Genomic DNA, 17,907 nt, shown 5'->3' with positions numbered 1-17,907 from the left:
CTTTCACGCGGGGGATCAGAAAGCCTGTGGCGCACCGTCGGCGAGAGCCGATTTCCGGGCCTCTGCCCGGCCCTCGTCCCGGGCGTCGGCGATCAGCTGCGCGAGTCGCCGCCGGCGTCGGCGCAGGGTGTGTCGTACGGCGAGGGCCAGGACGGCGAGGACGGCGGCGAGGGAAAGCTGCGGCCACGGCAGCGCCCAGATCGTCACGGTGGCGGTGGTGGGCCTGGTTTCGGCACTGGTGGGGTCGCCGCCGACGATGGCCGGGGTGAGGTCGACGCGGGTCCCGAGTCGTCCCAGCGACCAGACGCCGTCGAGGCGGCCCTCGACGGCGCGGCTGCCGCCGGGAAGTGTCTCCTCGACGTTCGTCGTGTTGCGCCGGGCGGCCAGGCCGAGTGGGCCGGCGGCGGTCGTCCGGCCGGTGCCGGCCACCGCGACGTTGCCGTCGTTCGTCGTGGTGTACCTGAGGTGGACCGTGCCGGCCGAGAAGGGGTTCCACGAACGCTCATACCGGGCGGTGAGACCGTTGATGGCTAGGGACGCGGTTACCGTGCCGCTTGCCCGCAGCATGACCCGGAACCCGACCCGGCTCTCGACGGCGACTGTGCCTCCCGCGCTCGTGACCGCGGCCGCGATGCCGGCCGGGTGGTCCCCGGGCGTGGTGTTGTGGGGCGCCGTGATGGTGAACGGCACCACCTTCGTCTGGCGGGGTCCGACGCTGACCGTCTGCTGCACCCTGATCCAGGTGCCGCCGTCGGCCGACTGCTGGTTCGACGCGAGCATATTGAAGCGGCCGTTGTCGGTGAGGTAGCCGTCGGCGGCCTTCAGCGCGAAGACCACCGTGCCGTCGCTGAAGTTCCGCACCGCCAGGTGCTCGGTCACCGCCTGACCCGGGTCGAGCGTGCGCTCGACCCACCGGCGGCCGTCCGGGCCCTGCTGGTTCGCGGGCTGGACCGCCCAGGTCAGCGTCGGAGTGGTCGGTTGCGCCGCTGCGGCGGCGGGTGCGATCGGCACGGCGACGAACACCGCGGCCAGCACGGCGAGCAGTCGCAGCGGCGTCCGCGGCGAGGTCCGGATCATCGCGGGTCCTTCGACGGAGGGATGTGACGGGTGGGGGCCGCGTCACCGCGACCCCCACCGGTGCGTCACTCGAACAGGGAGAGGGTCAACGTCGAGGTGTACGAGCCGGCGGCGACATCCGCCGGGGTGCGCAGGTACAGGTCGGCGTCCACCGAGTACGCGTCGCCGGTCACCGCCTCCGAGTCGAAGGTCGACACCAGCAGCTCCTGGTCGACCAGGCCCACGTTGTTGCCGGGCTGGGTCGGCTCGTCGAGGACGGTCACCACCTCCTCGCCCTCGGTGACCAGGCCGGTGTCGCCGCCGTCGAGCAGGCGCGGCTTCCACCCGAGATGTCCCGCGCTGATCGGCGCCTGACCGGCGCCGCCGACGAAGTCGGTGGCGCTACCCAGCACGGCCCAGGCGGCGTTGTCGGGCACCTCCTCTGGCGTACGGGTGTCGGTCACCGTCACCGTCGGCAGGCTGCCGACGAACTGACGGACGAGCAGGGTCGAGCCGTCCTCGGACAGCGCGACCGAGTCGCCGGCGATCGACATGGCGAGCACACCGGGCTCGGTGATCTCCTCGATGTCGACCGTCACCCGCACGTCGGTGCCGTCGCCGGGCTCGGCCTGGACCGGCGTCTGCATCGCCACCGTCCCGGCCAGCACCGCACCCGCGGCACCGGCCGCGAACAACCGCCTACGGTTTCCTGTTTTCATGGGCTGCTCCATCGTCGCTAGTGGTTACGGGGCCTGGCGGGGATCGCCGGCACAATCGGCGCCGGCGTGCTCTGCGGTGCGGACGCTCGTCACGTCAGTACCGTTGATGGGTGCGGTGGCCCGGACGGTCGCCGACCCGGCCGGGATCGAGACCGCCCGGGTGGCGAACGACTGGTAGGCGCTCGCACCGGGCGCTACGTCGGCGACGGACCGCTGGCCGTACGCCGTCTCCAGGAGGATGTCCACCGGCACGTCGTGGTCGTTGCGCGCCTGAACGGCGACGTACGCCCGGCCGCCGACACACCTCGCTTGCACGCTGACCGTGACGGGCAACGCGGGTTGGGCTCCCGGGTCGTCGGCGACGACCCGCCACTCGGTGATCGCGACCGCGGAGTAGGTGGTGTCGTTGCCGTTGGCCCGGATCATGGCGCGCACCCTGGGCGTGGTGACGGGGTCGAAGGAGACGGTGTTGAACGCGGTGGTGCTGGTGCCGTAGGGGGAAGCCCCGGTCACGTCGCGCCAGGTCGAGGTGGTCTCGTCCCAGTACTGCAGCACCCACCCGTCGGGCTGGGCGACGCCGTCGCCGGAGCCCTGGTCGGAGTCCCGCCAGAACTTCAGCTCCGTGCCGGTGATGCGCACCGGTCGCGCCCAGTCGTACTGGACCCACTGGGTCGCCGGGCGGGTGCCGGACCAGGTGCCCCAGAGTTGCGCCTGGCCCGGGTTGGACGGGTCGGCGCCGTCGTTGAGGGCGGTGACGCTGTTCCAGCCGGCCGTGTAGGAGGCGGTCGGGGTCGCGATGGGCCCGATGTTGCCGGCGAGCGGCCCGGACAGGTCCGCCGGGATGCTGACCGTCTTCGCGGTCTCCAGGTTCCCCGCCACGTCGAGCGCCCGGAACGACACGGTGTGCCGGTTCGAGTCAGGCGCCGCGATGGCACCGCTGTAGGTCGTCCACGCGCCGGTGCCGATGGCGTACTCGATGCGGGCGACCCCGGAGGTCGCGTCGCTGGCGGCCACCGTGACCGCCCGGGTGGCGCTGTCCACGGTGGCCGTGCTGGCCGGCGGCGTCCCGTCGATGCGTACCGGAAGGGTCGCGGGCGACGAGACGTTGCCCGCACGGTCGGTCGCGGTCGCCCGGACGCTGTGCTGACCGTCTCCAGAGACGGTCACGTCGACGGACCGCACGGCGCTCGCGACGACCGGCTGGCCGTCGTCCACCCGCGACTCGATGGTCAACCGACCGCCACCGTCGTCGACACCGGCGACACGTACCCGCACCGCCGACCGGAACCAGCCGGCACCACCAGCGCTGCCGCTGGGCGTGAGCGTCAGCGTCGGCGGGGTCTCGTCGCCCTCGGTGTCCTCCGGCGAGATGACCCGGACCTGCGCGGAGACGCGACCGGCGGCGTAGCCGAGCACGCTGCCCCCGATCGTGAACGTCCCGGGCGTCGCGACGTTCTCGGGCGTGACCGGATCCCAGAAGACCGGCAGCTGCAGCGTTTCGGCGCCGAACGTCACGGGGAGGCTGTCGGGCAGTTCGGTCTCCCCCACCTCCACCGTCATCCCGGGGGCGGTGACGGACTCCGGCTGTGCGGCGAGGACCTTCCACTCCTCCACGGCCACCGCGGAGTAGGTGCTGCCATTGGTGGACGCGTCGAACACGGCCCGGACCTGGGTCGTGGTCACCGGGTCGAACGTGGTGTCCTGGAAGCCCTGTGTGCTGGTCGGGAAGCCGCTCGGGTTCGGCACGTCGGCCCACTGGCCGCTGTCGAGATTCCAGTACTGGATACGCCAGCGGGCGGGGGCGGCGACGCCCGCGCCGGTGCCCTGCGGCTGGTCGTTCCAGAAGTCGATCTGCGAACCGGAGATCCGCATCGGCTGGTCCCACGTGTACTGCACCCACTGCTGGGGCGGGTTGTTACCCGTCCACGTCCCCCACATGTCCGGTGGCAGCGGGTTCGACCGGACGATCTCGTCATTGAGCGCCTTCACCCAGTACTGCGTGGGCACCGGCTCGTTGGAGACGGTGACCCTGGCTGCCTGGGCGATGTTCGCCCGCGGCGTCCGGTCAGGCCCCTTGACCGGCGTCGGCGTCACGAGCTTCAGCCGCGGAGGGCTCTGCGTGTCATCCCACTCGACCGGGTCGATCGCCACCGAGCGGCGGAAGTGGCCGCCGCCCACGGCGTCGGCGGTGTGGTACGCCATGTACCACTTGCCGTTGAACTCCAGGATGCCCGGATGGCTCGTCGTCGAGGAGACCGGACGGAGCATGGTGCCCCGGTAGGTCCACGGTCCCTCGGGCGACGACGCCGTCGCGTACGCGATGCAGGCGTGGTAGTTCGCCGGGGTGCACGCCGATGTCGGACCGGCGTTGTTCCCGGCGTACGCCATGTAGTAGGTGCCGTTGCGTTTGAAGGCCCAGGCCGCCTCGAAGAAGCCGGTCAGGCCGGTGACCGAGCGCTGTGTGGTCACCGGGGTCTTCATGTCCTGCTGGAGCTCGATCATCCGCAGCTGGCTGAACGAGCCCCACCAGAGGTACACCCGCTGGTTCGGTGCGGTGCCGTCGATGAGGATCGTCGGGTCGATGTTGTGGATGGTGTTGGCGGTCGGCACGCGTTGGGAGATGATCGGCCCGCCCGCGTGGTCGGTCCACGGGCCGGTGGGGCTGTCTGAGACGGCCACGCCGATGGCGAACTTGTCGGACGCCGGGCTGTCCCGTTCGTTGATCGGTACGTACCAGTAGTAGCGCCCGTCCACGCCCCGGACAACCTGGCCCGCGTACGCGCGCCCCGGCGTCGCCCAGGAGAAGACCTGTTCCGGGCGCATCAGCGACGGGTAGTGGGTCCACTGGCCGGCCTGGACATCCGTGGTACGGAACGCACCCCACTCGTTCATGACGAAGTCGTTGGTGGACGGCCCGGCCTGGTCGTGGCCGGTGTAGATGTAGAGCTGGTCCTGGCCCGTGTCGTTGCCGGGAGCGCCGCCCGGCACGACGACCGGCGCCGGATCGGCCGAGTAGTAGCTGCCGTCGCCGAGGATCGGGTTGACGGTGTTGGTGAAGGTGTACGAGTCGGCCGCGTAGGCAGGCGCGGCGACCCCGACCAGACCGGCGGCGACAAGCCCGGCGACAGCCGTCGCGGCGAGCGTCCTGTGGATCCGGCGCGCCGGCCGGTGGGTTGGTGGGGCGGCGCCGTGCACCACGGTGGTGTTCACGGTCTCGATCTCCTCACTGTTGTTTGGAGGTGGTGGCGGCGCCGGCGCGGCGCCGCCACCACGAGGGGTCAGCCGCAGGCGAGCGCGCCGAACGGCGCCTCGAACGCGACCGTCACCGGTTGGCCGTTCACGCTGCCGGTGGCCTTCACCGTCGCGACTCCGGCCGGCACCGACTCGGCGCGGGTGGTGAACGCCTGGTACGCGGACTTGCCGGGGGCGACGCTGGACACCGTGCGCGACCCGTACTGCGTGAGCAGTTCGATGCTCAGCGGCACGTCCTCGGCGTTGCGCGCGTCGACCGAGACGTAGGCGCGGGTGCCGATGCACTGCGTGCGCGCCTGCACCTCGACGTCCCACGTCGGGGTCTCCGGCGGGTCGCCCACGGTGAGGGTCAAGGTGGTCCGCGTGGCGCCGGCCTGGCTGACGTAGTCGGGCAGGATCAGGTTGCCGATGAGGGTGTAGCGACCGGGGGTGTCGACGATGTCCTCGTCGAACTCCCAGTCCACGCCGATCGCCTGGTTGTCCCGGGAGCCGTCGTTGTAGGAGACCTCCACCTTGTCCGGCAGGTGTGGCAACTCCCCCACGTCAACGGATCGCTCGAACGTCTCGGCGCCCTGGATCGAGATGCCGCCCGGCGCCGTCTCGGGCCGCACGTAGACGCGGGCCTCGGCGATGAGGCCGTACGCGTCGTTCGTGCCGTAGACCACGAACGGCTCGACGTTGGTCTCCGCGACCATCGCCGGCGTGATCTCCTGCCAGTTGAACGCGACGCTGCCCCGTGCGCCGCCGGCGTAGACCGCGTCGAGCGTGCCCGGCAGGGTGGGCACCTCGCCCACGGTGGTCCGGATGAGCACGGGCGAGCGCACCGAGTCGACGGTCTCGCCGTTGGCACGCCAGCGCAGCACGCCGGTGCCCGCGCCGCTGCCCATGAGGCCCCAGATGCGGATGCGCAGATAGCTGGTGGTGACCGGTTGGAAGTCGAAGTGGTTGTAGGTGTTGGTGACGAGCCCGTTCTCGTACGTCGAGTCCCCGGCGAGGGTCACCGGCGTCCAGGTGGTGCCGTCCGCGGAGCTCTCGATCGCGTACGTGGTGCCGGTGGGCCGGCGGGTGCCGCCGTTGTCGTCGTACCAGTAGATGTCGGTCGAGGACAGCCGTACCGGCGCGGTCCACCGATACTGGATCCACGCCGCCCGCTCGGGGCTGGTGCCGTTCTGCGGCTGGCCCCAGTTGCCCCAGCCGTTTCCGGCCCCCGGGTTCGAGCTGGTCGGGGTGGTGCTCTCCTTGACCCGCTGGTGGTTCTCCCACGACGCGGTACCGCTGGTGCTGATCGTCGCCGAGGAGCCGAACTCCGCGACCACCTCCCGCTTGGCGAGCGTCACCGCCACGGTCGCCTCGGACCGTTTCTCGCCGTCGCTGGCGAAGAGCCGGAACACGTAGTCACCCTCGACGGTGCCGGTCACCCGCGTGGTCAGTGCCTTTGAGTCGGAGAAGATGACGCCGGCTCCGGACGGGGCCGAGACGGTCTCCCAGCCGTACGTCAGCTCGCTGTCGTAGGGGATGCCGTCGTCGGACGCAGTGCCGACGAGCCGGGTGGACAGGTTGCCGTCCGCCGAGCCGTCGCGCGCGGCGGTGACCACGGGGGCCTGGTTGGACACCTCCGGTACGTCGCGTCCTGAGTCGAACACCTGAATCTCGGAGATCGCCGTGTAGAAGGTCGGGTTGTTCGTGAACGCGATGCGCAGCTTGTTCGCGGTGACGTTGTGGAACAGCGCCTCGTTGAACTTCGCCGACGGGACGGTCGGGTTCTTGAACTGGCCCGGCACCTCCTTCCAGCCGCCGTTCCCGTCGGGCACCTGCACCCACCAGCGTGCGGGTTCGCGGTAACCACCGGCCTGGCGGTCGCTGACCGCGTACACCTTCACGTTGTCGAAGGACTTGGCCGATCCGAGGTCGAGCTCGATGTAGCCGTTCTTGTCGGTGGTGCCGTAGTTGCCCCAGTACGGCTCGTTGGCGGTGACGCCGTCGGTCACGGCCGCGAGCGACACCGGCCGCTCGGTCTCCCCGATGGCGCCGGGCGTGTAGTTCATCGAGGTGCTGCTCCAGCCGGGCGTGTGGAACTGCCGCCACGGTGCCGGCCGCACGCCCTGCTGGGTGTACGACGAGCTGAGGTGGGCGCCCGACGCCAGGTTCGGCGCGTCCTCGGTGAGGTCGATGCCGGCCGTCTTCAGGTACTCGACGACGCGGGTGTCCTCGATCGGGGTGTCGACCGCGCTCGGGACGTTGGCCCCGGTCGTCGCGGTGAACGTGACGGTCAGGCCGTCCTCGGCCTGGACCTGGTTGGTACGCGGGTCGTAGGTGAGCTTGCCGAGCTTGTCGGTGCTGACCTTCTTCTCACCGTTGAGGAAGAGGCTGTAGCCGGCGCCGAGGCCGTAGTTGCTGCCGTCGGGGTCCCAGACGATGGTGACGTCCTGACCGTGGTAGCGCAGGTTGTTGGCCATGAAGTGGTCGTAGCCGAACGTGATCGGCGACAGCTCGATCTTGTCGTCGGAGCGCGGCTGGAGGCCGGCCATGTCCTCGACGAAGATGTAGTTCATGTTGCCGAGCATCACGTGGTTCGGGTTGTTGCGGTTGTAGGTCTTCGCTGTCGGGTTCCAGTTGGAGTAGTACTCCGCCTGGTTAGGGGCGCGCAGGTCCGCGTTCGGGTAGATGCTCCAGGCCATCCAGTCCAGCAGCCGCTTGGCGTACTCCGGGGTGATGTACTTCTGCTCCGGGTCGTAGTGGCGCAGCGCCGAGCGGACGCTGCGGTACTGCACGGTGAAGTTGATGTTGGAGAAGTTGTTGGAGCCGCCGATCCCGTAGGCCGTCCGGTCGTACTGGTTGGCGGTGTAGAACGGGAAGATCGGGAAGTTGTCGCCGTAGGTCAGGAACCGGAACCCGTCGACGTAGTTCTGCCACTGGTCGAACGGGATGAGGTTCTCGGCGTAGACGTCGTAGAGGTTCGACTCCCGGGCCGGGATCAGGTCGCGGGCCGACGCGGGCAGCGGGTTGGGTCGACCGTTGGCGGTGGCCGCGCTGCTGGCGCCGTGCGACGTGCCGGCAAGGAACATCCGCATGTCGGGGCTCCACAGCCGATCGAGAATCGCTGCGCGGATGTCGTTGGCACCGCCGGCCATCTCGTCGACCTTGCCCTGGTCGGCGCCGGCGATCTGGTAGAGCTGGCGGGCGGCGTCGAACGCGCCCCACACGTACGCCGACTCGGGGCGTTCGATGGTGCGTGCGCCGGGTGCGCCGGCGTTGGCCTTCGGGTAGCCGAAGGTGATCGCGTCGGCGTCGTTGCCGGGCATGTAGTTGGTGTCGTAGGCGATGAGGTTGTCGTTGTTGCCGTCGTAGTGCTCCAGCTGGCCGACGCCGTCGCCCTCGAAGTAGCGCGCGAACTTCTGGGCGATCTCCTTCCCGCCGCCGTGCACGTTGTAGGCCTCGAGCCCGGCGGTCCCGAGGTACTGCGAGTAGTGGTTGTTCCAGCTCGTGTGCCCCGGGCTGTCCAGGAAGGCCGAGGAGCCGGACAGCTCGCCGATGTTGAGGACCTGGCCGTACGGCAGGTAGGGGGTGCGCAGCCACTTGGTGTCCTGCAGGTGCATCGGCTGGGTCAGCGCGACGGCGTTCTGGTAGAGGTTCACCCCCTCGATCGTCGTGGGGTACTGGTAGACGTGGCCAGGCGCGTTGGCGTCGAGCGTGTTGTACCGCTCGCCCCACCACCGGTAGACGATTGCCTTCTCCAGCGCGGGGTCGGGCACGTCGATGTAGGGCACGTCCTGCGCCCAACGGCGGTTGAACGCGGTGATGCCGGTGCGCACGGCCGTGGCCGGCGACATGGCGGCGTACTCCTGGTAGCTCTGCACCGTCTGCGGCAGCGTGGCCGAGGAGACGGCGCCGACCACCGACAGCGACACCGTTCCGCCGGCCGGCACGGTGATCTGACGGTCGAGGTTGGCTCCGGTACGACTGAAGCCGGAACCGGTGAGGTCGACCCGGACCGAGTCCCACGCGGTGTCGACGAGCCCGTTGTTGGAGCCGCTGGTGATGGTGCGTGTGCCGGTCACCGTGGCCGTGCCCGGCCCGGCCTGGGTGGCCAGCGGTGATGCGGCACGGACGGTGAAGGTGGCCGGTGCGTCGCCGGGGTTGCCGAAGTCGATGGCAGTGACGGCGACGTTGTCCTCGGTGATGAACTTGGTCTGGTCCGCGGTGACGCCGGTGGTCCCGATCGTGTACCGGGTCCTGGCGTGGCTCGGCGCGTTGAAGCGGTTGGCGTTGACCTCGGTGACGGTCTGGCCGGGCACCGTGACGGTGTACAGGTTGCCGAGGTTGTTGGGGCCACCGACGTACGCGCTGCCGGCGAAGCCCATGCTGGTGAAGTTGTTGTTGCTCGCGCCGCGCATGTAGAGGGAGCGGCCCCGGGTCATCAGCACCGCCGACCCGATCGTTCCGGGGACGCCCAGCACGCGGTCGAGGTAGTAGTCCGTGCCGCCGGCGGCCAGATCCTTCTCGAAGATCGACTGGTGCATGTTCCCCGCGGTGAAGGGCACACCGGGCTTGAGCTGGTTGGCGACGTCGCCGACGTTGCTGTAGGCCGGGTCGCCGATCTCCATGGCATGGTTCTGCCCGTCGGTGTAGACACCGACGTCACCCTCGTTGCCCGGCAGGATCGGGCTGGCGGCGTTGGCCGGGGACGGTACGCCGACCGCCCCTCCCACCACCAGCGCGGCCAGGGCGGCCCAGAGGGGCACCCTCCTCACTCGTCTATGGATCATGTCGTTCCTCCTTGTCGTCGGTGCGGCTGAACGGGGTGGGGCGGGTGCAGGAGTTAGCGCTAACATCGGAGAGCGCCTCGCGCTCCTCAAATCTGCTCAGCGGGTTGTCGGGAGCCAGACGCGCATGGTCGAGGGCCCTCGGTTGGCCCAGTCGTGGTACGCCACCAGCGCCACCTCGTCGAGGCTTTCGCCGACCGTCGGCGCCGACTCGACCGCGTCGGTCTGGTAGGGCCAGTCGTGGTCTCGCGGGTGGACGCGCCGCAAGCGCACGGTGACCCGGCCATTCACGAGACGGGGCGGTTGGCTGGTGTCGACGCGGAGTTCGTCGACCGTCTCGACGCCGGGCACGTCCACCGACTCCAGGGCGAGCACGAGGGGGCCGTGCTCCACCGCGACGCAGCCGCGGACCGCGTCGATGCGCGCGTCCGGGTGGGTGAAGCGGGGCCCCACCGGCAGGGACAGGACGACCTCGTCGCCGCGGCGCCACGTCCGGCACTCGGTGACGAAACCCGGCCCGACCGGGCGGGTGTCTCCGGCGATGGTCAACGTCGCACCCTCGCTCGCCCAGCCGGGCACCCGCACCGTCAGCGACCAGGGCTGGTCGTCGTCGCTCTCGATCCGTACCCGGATCTGCCCGTCGTGCGGGTAGTCGGTCGCCACGCTCACCCGGAGGTCACGCCCGTCGGCGAGCCGGTGCTCGATGGTCCCCGGCAGGTACTGGTGCAGCTGGATACCCTCGTCGTCGTACGTCGCGACGTACGCCGTCAGGCTTGCCAGGGTGCGGGCGACGTTCGTCGGGCAGCAGGAGACCTCGAACCAGGGCGCCCGCAGAGAGGCCGCCGCGCGCAGGCTGGGCCGCTCGGCGTCGGGGAGGCTGCCCAGCTCGCGGCGGTGCAGGGTGTTCGTGTAAAAGAAACTCCGCCCGTCGGCCGACGGCGAGGTCGACACCACGTTGAACAGCGTCCGCTCGATGAGGTCGGCGTAGCGGGGGTCGCCGTCGGCGAGCAGCAGCCGCCACGCGAGCATCACCGAGCCGACCCCGGCGCAGGTTTCCGAGTACGCGCGGTCGGACGGGAGCACCCAGTCCTCGCCGAACGCCTCGTCCTGGTGCCGGGAGCCCTGTCCGCCGGTGACGTATGTCCGCCGGGCCACCCCGTTGCTCCACTGGTTGCGTACCGCGTCCAGCAGGCCGGTGTCCTTCAGGTCGACTGCGACGTCGGCGGCACCGGCAGCGAGGTAGTTCGCCCGTACCGCGTGCCCCCGCAGGACCGTCGCCTCCCGGACGGGAAGCTCGTCCTGGAAGTACTCCCGGCCGTACTCCACATCGCTGAGCCGGCCGTGGCCCCGCCGGTCGACGAAGAGAGCGGCCTGGGTCAGGTAGCGGTCGTCGCCGGTGACTCGGGCGAACTCCACCAGCGCGGTCTCGATCCCCGGGTGCCCGCAGAGGCCGTCGATACCGTCCGGCCCGAACGTCTCGCACACGTTGTCGGCGGCACGGCGGGCGACCTCGAACAGGCCGTCGTCCGCGCCCGGGCGCGTGCGGGCGCGGGCGACCGCGGCCTGGAGGAGATGACCGACGCAGTAGAGCTCGTGACCCCATTCGAGGTCGGACCAGCGAGGCGCCTGCCCCGGGCGACCGAACCTCGTGTTGAGGTAGCCGTCAACCTCCTGCGCCGCGGCCACCCGCCGCACGACGGCGCGGAACCTCGACTCTAGCTCCGCATCGCCGGTCCGGCCGATCTCCCACGCCATCGCCTCGAGGAACTTGTAGATCTCCGAGTCGGAGAACTCGCGGCCACGGCGGTCGCGTGACAGGTCGCCCCGCACGGCGAGGTCGAAGTTGCCGATCCAACCTTCCCGCTCGATCCAGTGCTCGATGTGCGGGAGAGTCGCGACGGCGTTGATCGATTGACGTTCGGCCCAGAATCCCCCCGTGATCTGGACCTGGTCCAGCCCGAGCGGCCGGAGCCGGCCACGGATCGGCAGGACGGGGGCGGCCGCAGGTACGGTGCCGCTCATGGTCATCCTTTCATCGCGCCGGACATGAAGCCGCGCACGTAGTGTCGTTGGAGCAGCAGGAACAGAACGATGCACGGAAGGGCGAGCACGACGACGCCCGCTTCGGTCGCCCCGTAGTCGACGACACCCTGCACCTGGCCCCGCAGGTTGGACACAGCGAGCGGAAGGGTCATGCGCTCGCTGTCGTTGATGAGGATCAGCGGTGCCATGAAGTCGTTCCACGCGGTGAGGAACGCGAACAGCCCCACGGTGATGAGGCCCGGCTTCACCGCGGGCAACAGCACCCGCCACAGCGCGCTGAACGTCGAGCAGCCGTCGACCATCGCGGCCTCGTCCAACTCGCGCGGCACCGCCTCGAAGGAGATGCGCATCAGGAAGGTGGAGAACGGGAGCTGGAACATCGTCAGCACCAGCGCGACACCGACGAGGGAGTTCTGCAGCCCCACCTGGTTGAGCAGCACGTAGAGCGGGATCAGCAACGTCGCGTACGGGACCATCAGGATGGCGAGCGTGACCAGGAACAGGATGTTCTTGCCGGGGAAGCGGAACCGGGCGAACGCGTAACCACCGAGGAGGGAGATCAGCAGCGTCAGCGCGACCGCGAGCAGGGCGACGATCGCCGTGTTGGCGAGGTAGCGCCAGATGCCGGCCTGGTAGTTCGCCAGCGTCTCGTAGTTGCCGAAGCCCCAGCCGTCCACCTGGTTCGTGCCGGCCCGTGGGCCGACCGAGGCGACCGCCGTCCAGAGCAGCGGAGCCAGGAAGATCAGCCCGACCGATCCGGAGAACACCCAGTACGGTGTGCGCAGCGCGATGCCGGCGATGGTGACGCCCCTGGGTCTGCTCCGGCGAGTTGTCCCGGCGGCGGATGGCGGAGGCCCGCCGTCGGCAATGTGGGAACGGGATACGGCGACCATCGGCGTCAGCTCTCCTCGGACCGGAAGGCGCGCAGTTGCAGCGCGTTGATGAGGACCAGGGCCAGCAGCACGATGAGGGAGAGCGCCGCCGCCACGCCGAGGTCGTTCTGCCCCTGGAACGCCACCATGTAGATGAGCTGGACGACGGTGATCGTGCTGTTGTCCGGACCGCCCTTCGTCAGGATGTAGAACTGCTCGAAGGCGAGCAGTGAACCGGTCACGCAGAGCACGGTCGTCAGCGCCAGGGTCGGACGCAGCAGCGGCAGGGTGATCTTCCGGAAGGTCTGCCACCGGCTGGCGCCGTCCGCGCGGGCGGCCTCGTACACGTCCGCCGGTATGCCCTGCAGGCCGACCAGCATGAGCACCATGTAGAAGCCGGCGTAGCGCCACACGATGAGGAACGTCGTCGAGATGAGCGCCGCGGTCGGTGAACCGAGGAAGGTGATGCCGAGCCGATCGAGCACGGGTGCCAGAGGGCTCGCGTACGGCGAGTAGAGCACGTAGAACAGCAGGGACGCCGACGCCAGCCCGAGGGCACTGGGAATCAGGAACGACGCGCGGAGCAGGTTGTTCCACCGGCTCGACTCCTGCACGAGCAGGGCCAGCCCCAGGCCGAGGGCCAGGAGCAGCACGGTCGCGAGCACGGTGTACTTGATGGTGAACACCACCGAGTCGGTGAAGAACCGGTGGTTGACGGCCTTCACGAAGTTGTCGGGAGCGTTGACCCCCTGGTCGCCGGTGAGCAGCGGCCACCTCGACACCGACATCCTGATGACGAGCAGCAGTGGTACGGCGAAGAGCGCCACGACGAACACCGCGGTCGGCGTCGCGTAGAGCCAGCCCAGCAGGGCCTGACGGCCGCGTGGCCGGGCACGGCCCCGCATCGCCGCACTGGGCGGTCGAGACGGTGCGGTGACTCTCATGGGAACCCTCTCATCAGTCGGCGGCGGACGGTCGTTGACTCGTGCGGGTCGTTCCGCCGCGGGTGGGTGCCGGGAGCCATGGGTCGGCACCCACCCGCGGCGGGCGCCTACTGCTTGAGCACCGCGGTGATCTCGCCGTTGTCCTTCTGCAGGTCGCCGCTGCCGTTGAGCACGCGGTTACGGACGAGGGTCAGCCACGGGCTGTTCGGCGCGTTGAACGCCTGCTGGAAGTTCAGCGCGACGGGGGTGTCGCCCTTGCCGGCCGCCTCGTTGATGGTGACCAGCCGCGGGTCCTCGGCGGCGTACTTGTTGTTCGCGAGATCGGCGCGGGACACCACGTCCTTGTTCTTCGCCAGCACGCCGACCTGGGCGTCCTCGGACATCATCCAGCTCAGGAAGTTCCAGGCCTGAGCCGCCTTCTTCGAGTCCTTCGACACACCGATGCCGTCCCCACCGACGAAGGTGGATCCACCACCGCTGGGGCCGGGGATCGGGGCCACGCCGACGTCGAACGGCGTCGAGGAGAGCAGCGTCGCAGGGTAGAGCATCAGACCGACCTTGCCCTCGGTGAAGGCGGCGGTCCAGGTCGGGCCCGTCTCATCGGCCGAGGCCGGCAGCACCGCTCCGGACTTCCACAGGTCGTTCCAGGTGCTGTAGACCTTCTGGGCGGTGTCGTCGGCGAGCTTGGACTCCTTGCCGTCCTCGCTCAGCACTTCTCCGCCGTCCGCCCAGACGGAGGGGAACCAGGTGAAGACCAGGCACCCGCCGCAGTTGAGGCCGGCCGCCGTGCCGTAGACGCCGTCCTTCTTCGACGCCTGGACCGCCTTGGCGGCGGCCGCGTACTGCTCGAGGGTCGCCGGGGCCTTCTCCGGGTCCAGTCCGGCATCCTTGAACAATTGCTTGTTCCAGAACAGCATCGACAGGTCCAGCACGAACGGCAGGACGTGCTTCTTGCCGTCCACGGTGCCGGCCGACAGGTGGCCCTTGTTGATGGTGTCCTTGAAGCTGAGGCCGTCGATGTTGGTGCTGAGGTCCTGGAAGAGGCCCTGCTGCACCCAGTTCGGTACGTAGACGATGTCGGCGGCGAACAGATCCGGAAGGCCGTCCGAGCCCGCCGCCGCGCCGACCTTCGCAACATAGTCGTCGTTGGGAACGACGGTCAGCTTGACCTTGTTCTTGTGGCCGGTGTTGTACGCGTCGACGAGGAGCTTCGCCTGCTTCTCCAACGGCGCGCGGGTCCACAGGGTGAGTTCGCTGCCGTCGTCGACGCCGTTGGGGCCAGCCTCGGCCGCGCTGGTGCCGCCGCCGTCGCTGCTGCACGCGGCCGCGCCCACGGTCAGCGCCGCCACGAGGACTCCTGCCAACGAACGTAGGGCAGTCCGCCTGCCCAGGGATTTCGTCATGATTCCTCCCACGGGGTTCATCGTTCGGAGGGAACCGCTGGGCGGCCCCCGCAAGACGAGATGTGATCTCCGGATTGCTGCTGCATGTGGACGGCTGGGGCGGCGACGTCGCCGTCGACCGCCTGCCGGGTCGAATCCGCCCGTGACGTGGGTGCTGCTCGCGCCGCCGTGACGGGCGACGCCTGCCATGTCGTCATCGCCTCTCCGCCCTCTCGTCGGTCCCGGCACGCGGCTCGTGCGGCACATCGTCACCGTCGTGGCTGAGGTGGTGCGCATCACGTTCCGCCGCTAGGGTGTCCCACGAAAACGGTTTCGGCAAGATGTCGTGCGGGTAAAACCCGAACCTATTTCGATCGCCTCTCGCTCTTTCGCCTGAAGCTGTCTGCGCACTACGCTGGCCGAAAACCGCAGGGCGTGCGGGCAGTTGCCGTTGCCCTGAAACGTTGCGAAAGGTTTTCGGGTGGGGCGGCGACGATCGCAGTCAGTGACGCTGAGTGATGTGGCGAGCCAGGCCGGCGTCTCGGTGGCCACGGCGTCCAAAGCGCTCAACGGTCGCGCCGAAGTCGCACCGACCACCAGGGAACGGGTGCTGCGCGCCGCCGCCGAACTCTCCTTCCAGCCCAACGCCCTGGCCGCCGGGCTGATCTCCGGACGCACCCGCACGGTCGGACTGCTGACCGACGAACTCGGTGGCAGGTTCGCCATGTCCATCCTGCTCGGTGCGGAGAACGCGCTGGGCAACGGGCAGATGTCGGTGCTGCTCTGCGACGCCCGGGGCGACGCGATCCGCCGACAGCACTACATTCGCACCCTGCTGGCACGCCAGGTGGACGGCTTCATCGTGGTTGGTGACAGCAACGAGGTGAGCCCCTCGTTGACCCAGCACATCCCGGTTCCGGTGGTCTACGCCTACGCTGAGTCGACGGACCCGGGCGACCTGTCGATCGTCGCCGACGACGAGGGCGGTGCCCGACTGGCCGCGGATCACCTGGTGTCGCAGGGCCGACGCCGGATTGGACACATCACCGGTCCGGACAGCTATCGCGCTGCGCGGGACCGGGCCGCCGGCCTGCGCACGGTGCTCGCCGAGGCAGGCTTGTCCCCCGCCGGCGACCCGCTGTTCGGTGAGTGGTCACAGCGGTGGGGCAGGCACGCGGCACGACTGCTGCTGGCGGCCCGGCCGGACGTGGACGCGATCTTCTGCGGCAACGACCAGGTGGCCGCCGGGGTCGCCGACACGCTGCGCGATCTCGGCCGCCGGATCCCGGACGACGTGGCGATCGTCGGCTACGACAACTGGGAGTTCTTCGCCGAGGACTGCCGGCCGACGCTGACCACGGTGGATCTCAATCTCGAACAGCTCGGCGCGACCGCGGTCCAGCACCTCATCGCGGCGCTGGACGGCAATGCCGGCGTCGGGGTCATCCGCCAACGCGGCCGCCTGGTGGTACGCGAGTCCACCGGGCCGGCCCTGCCCCGTAGCTGAGACGGTCGGGATCGCCGGGCGGGTGGTGCCAGATCCGTCAGGTCACGCGCTGCGTGTCAGGCCGGATCGCGTCAGTTGCGCAGGCGGAAGTTCGGGATCGGGCGGTGCTGCCGCGCTGCGCCGAAGCACCAACTCGGGCACGAGCACGTCGCGCCCCCGCAGCGGCTCGTGCGCGGGCAGGTCGAGCTGCGCCAACAACAGCCGTAGGCTGCGCCGGCCCAACTCGGCGAAGTCCTGCCGCACCGACGTCAGTGGCGGCAGGAAGTGGGCGCCATCGGAGGTGCCGTCGAAGCCCACCACGCTGACGTCGTCCGGCACCCGGCGGCCCGCCTCGTGCAGCGCCCGCAGCACGCCGAGGGCGAGTTGATCGCTGGCGCAGAAGATGGCGGTGACGGACGGATCACGGGCCAGGCGCTCGCCCTGCTCGTATCCCGTGGCAGCGCTCCAGTCACCGAGCATCAACGCGGGCACCGGCGCACCGGCGGCCAGGAGCGCGCCGCGCCAGCCCTCGACCCGCTCCGCCGCCTCCGGCCAGTCGCCCGGGCCGGAGACGTGGTGGACGGTGGTGTGCCCCAGGTCGAGCAGGTGGCGTGTGGCGAGCCGCGCGCCCTCGACGTTGTCGATCTGAGCGCTCGGAACCGCCGGACTGCAGCCGCCGCCCGCGGTCACCGAGGCCAGGCCGGAGGACGCTTGGGCGAACGCGTTGGCCATCGCGGGCTTGGGCGCGATGGCGATGATTCCTTCGACCGAATGCCCGCGCAGCCAGTCGACCGCGTCCAGCACCGACCGGTGGTCCAGGTCGCGCACGCTGGCGACGCTGACGAAGTATCCGGCGGCGCGCGCCGCGCCTTCGATCGCGTACAGCATCGAGGTCGGCCCGTAGAGCGGGCTCTCGTAACCGATGATGCCGAGCGTGCCGGAGCGGCGGGTGACCAGCGCCCGGGCCGCCGGATTCCGTCGGTAGTTCAGACTGCGCATCGCGTCAAGGACCCGTTGCCGGGTCCCGTCAGCGACGTGCGGGTGCCGGTTGATGACGCGGGAGACCGTCTGCGAGGACACTCCCGCCAGGTCCGCGACGTCGCGCATGACCGATGGGCCGGGATGTCTCGCCCCCCATTCGGGTTCCTCGCGCCGCGCCGGGGCCGACGGGACTGATCGCCCGTCACGGTCGTCGTCTTCGATCACTCTGCATCTCCTCGTCAGAGGTCTCGACGTGTGCCGTCGGGCAGTCGGTGGTCCCTCCCGGGAGCCTCGATCAGCCCTGTCACCTGATCTCTGAGAATGAACGCCGAAAAGGATTTCGGCAATGACTCTCAGGAGATTCGCAGCCAGACCTCGGATCGACAGGCAGCCCGTTTCGGGAGACCGC

10 protein-coding genes are annotated in these 17,907 nt (G+C 69.8%); 1 reads left to right on the top strand and 9 read right to left on the bottom strand.

Features of this window, described 5'->3' with window-relative positions:
• Positions 1–15: 15 nt before the first annotated feature.
• From HNR20_RS27285 to HNR20_RS27250, 8 genes are all read right to left on the bottom strand, one after another.
• A complete protein-coding gene (locus tag HNR20_RS27285) occupies positions 16–1,077 on the bottom strand; it encodes a WxL protein peptidoglycan domain-containing protein (RefSeq protein ID WP_184185494.1) in 1,062 nt (353 codons plus the stop codon).
• A 65-nt stretch (positions 1,078–1,142) separates the two neighbouring features.
• Positions 1,143–1,775, bottom strand: coding sequence for a hypothetical protein (locus HNR20_RS27280; protein WP_184185491.1), 633 nt, complete (start codon positions 1,773–1,775; stop codon positions 1,143–1,145).
• A 24-nt stretch (positions 1,776–1,799) separates the two neighbouring features.
• Positions 1,800–4,985, bottom strand: coding sequence for an OmpL47-type beta-barrel domain-containing protein (locus HNR20_RS27275; RefSeq protein WP_373291079.1), 3,186 nt, complete (start codon positions 4,983–4,985; stop codon positions 1,800–1,802).
• A gap of 68 nt (positions 4,986–5,053) precedes the next feature.
• A complete protein-coding gene (locus HNR20_RS27270; protein WP_229687277.1) occupies positions 5,054–9,793 on the bottom strand; it encodes a discoidin domain-containing protein in 4,740 nt (1,579 codons plus the stop codon).
• Positions 9,794–9,889: 96 nt separating this feature from the next.
• Positions 9,890–11,812, bottom strand: coding sequence for a glycoside hydrolase family 127 protein (locus tag HNR20_RS27265; RefSeq protein ID WP_184185488.1), 1,923 nt, complete (start codon positions 11,810–11,812; stop codon positions 9,890–9,892).
• A 2-nt stretch (positions 11,813–11,814) separates the two neighbouring features.
• Positions 11,815–12,600 (bottom strand): carbohydrate ABC transporter permease, encoded by a 786-nt coding sequence (locus HNR20_RS27260; RefSeq protein ID WP_229687278.1) that lies wholly within the window; start codon positions 12,598–12,600, stop codon positions 11,815–11,817.
• 131 nt (positions 12,601–12,731) lie between these two features.
• The gene (locus tag HNR20_RS27255; protein WP_184185485.1) at positions 12,732–13,649 is read right to left on the bottom strand and encodes a carbohydrate ABC transporter permease; all 918 of its coding nucleotides are present in this window, start codon (positions 13,647–13,649) and stop codon (positions 12,732–12,734) included.
• 107 nt (positions 13,650–13,756) lie between these two features.
• Positions 13,757–14,998 carry an ABC transporter substrate-binding protein gene (locus HNR20_RS27250; RefSeq protein WP_229687280.1) on the bottom strand — a complete coding sequence of 414 codons (1,242 nt, stop codon included), beginning with the start codon at positions 14,996–14,998 and terminating at the stop codon, positions 13,757–13,759.
• A gap of 514 nt (positions 14,999–15,512) precedes the next feature.
• Between HNR20_RS27250 and HNR20_RS27245 the strand changes: the two genes are divergently transcribed.
• Complete coding sequence (locus tag HNR20_RS27245) at positions 15,513–16,538, top strand: LacI family DNA-binding transcriptional regulator (protein ID WP_184185479.1); 1,026 nt, start codon at positions 15,513–15,515, stop codon at positions 16,536–16,538.
• Between the two features lie 42 nt (positions 16,539–16,580).
• Here HNR20_RS27245 and HNR20_RS27240 read toward each other — a convergent pair whose 3' ends face one another.
• Positions 16,581–17,624, bottom strand: coding sequence for a LacI family DNA-binding transcriptional regulator (locus HNR20_RS27240; protein WP_184185476.1), 1,044 nt, complete (start codon positions 17,622–17,624; stop codon positions 16,581–16,583).
• Positions 17,625–17,907: the final 283 nt, after the last annotated feature.

The organism is Micromonospora parathelypteridis (genome assembly GCF_014201145.1).
Classification (GTDB): Bacteria; Actinomycetota; Actinomycetes; order Mycobacteriales; family Micromonosporaceae; genus Micromonospora; species Micromonospora parathelypteridis.
Note: the sequence above shows the minus strand (reverse complement) of the source record. Positions and strands in the feature narration are given on the sequence as shown.

What these genes read in the sequence shown, in the direction of transcription:
- HNR20_RS27255 (WP_184185485.1), bottom strand. Translation starts at nt 13,649, where the DNA reads ATGAGAGTCACCGCACCGTCTCGACCGCCCAGTGCGGCGATGCGGGGC.
- HNR20_RS27270 (WP_229687277.1), bottom strand. Translation starts at nt 9,793, where the DNA reads ATGATCCATAGACGAGTGAGGAGGGTGCCCCTCTGGGCCGCCCTGGCC.
- HNR20_RS27280 (WP_184185491.1), bottom strand. Translation starts at nt 1,775, where the DNA reads ATGAAAACAGGAAACCGTAGGCGGTTGTTCGCGGCCGGTGCCGCGGGT.
- HNR20_RS27285 (WP_184185494.1), bottom strand. Translation starts at nt 1,077, where the DNA reads ATGATCCGGACCTCGCCGCGGACGCCGCTGCGACTGCTCGCCGTGCTG.
- HNR20_RS27265 (WP_184185488.1), bottom strand. Translation starts at nt 11,812, where the DNA reads ATGAGCGGCACCGTACCTGCGGCCGCCCCCGTCCTGCCGATCCGTGGC.
- HNR20_RS27240 (WP_184185476.1), bottom strand. Translation starts at nt 17,624, where the DNA reads ATGCGCGACGTCGCGGACCTGGCGGGAGTGTCCTCGCAGACGGTCTCC.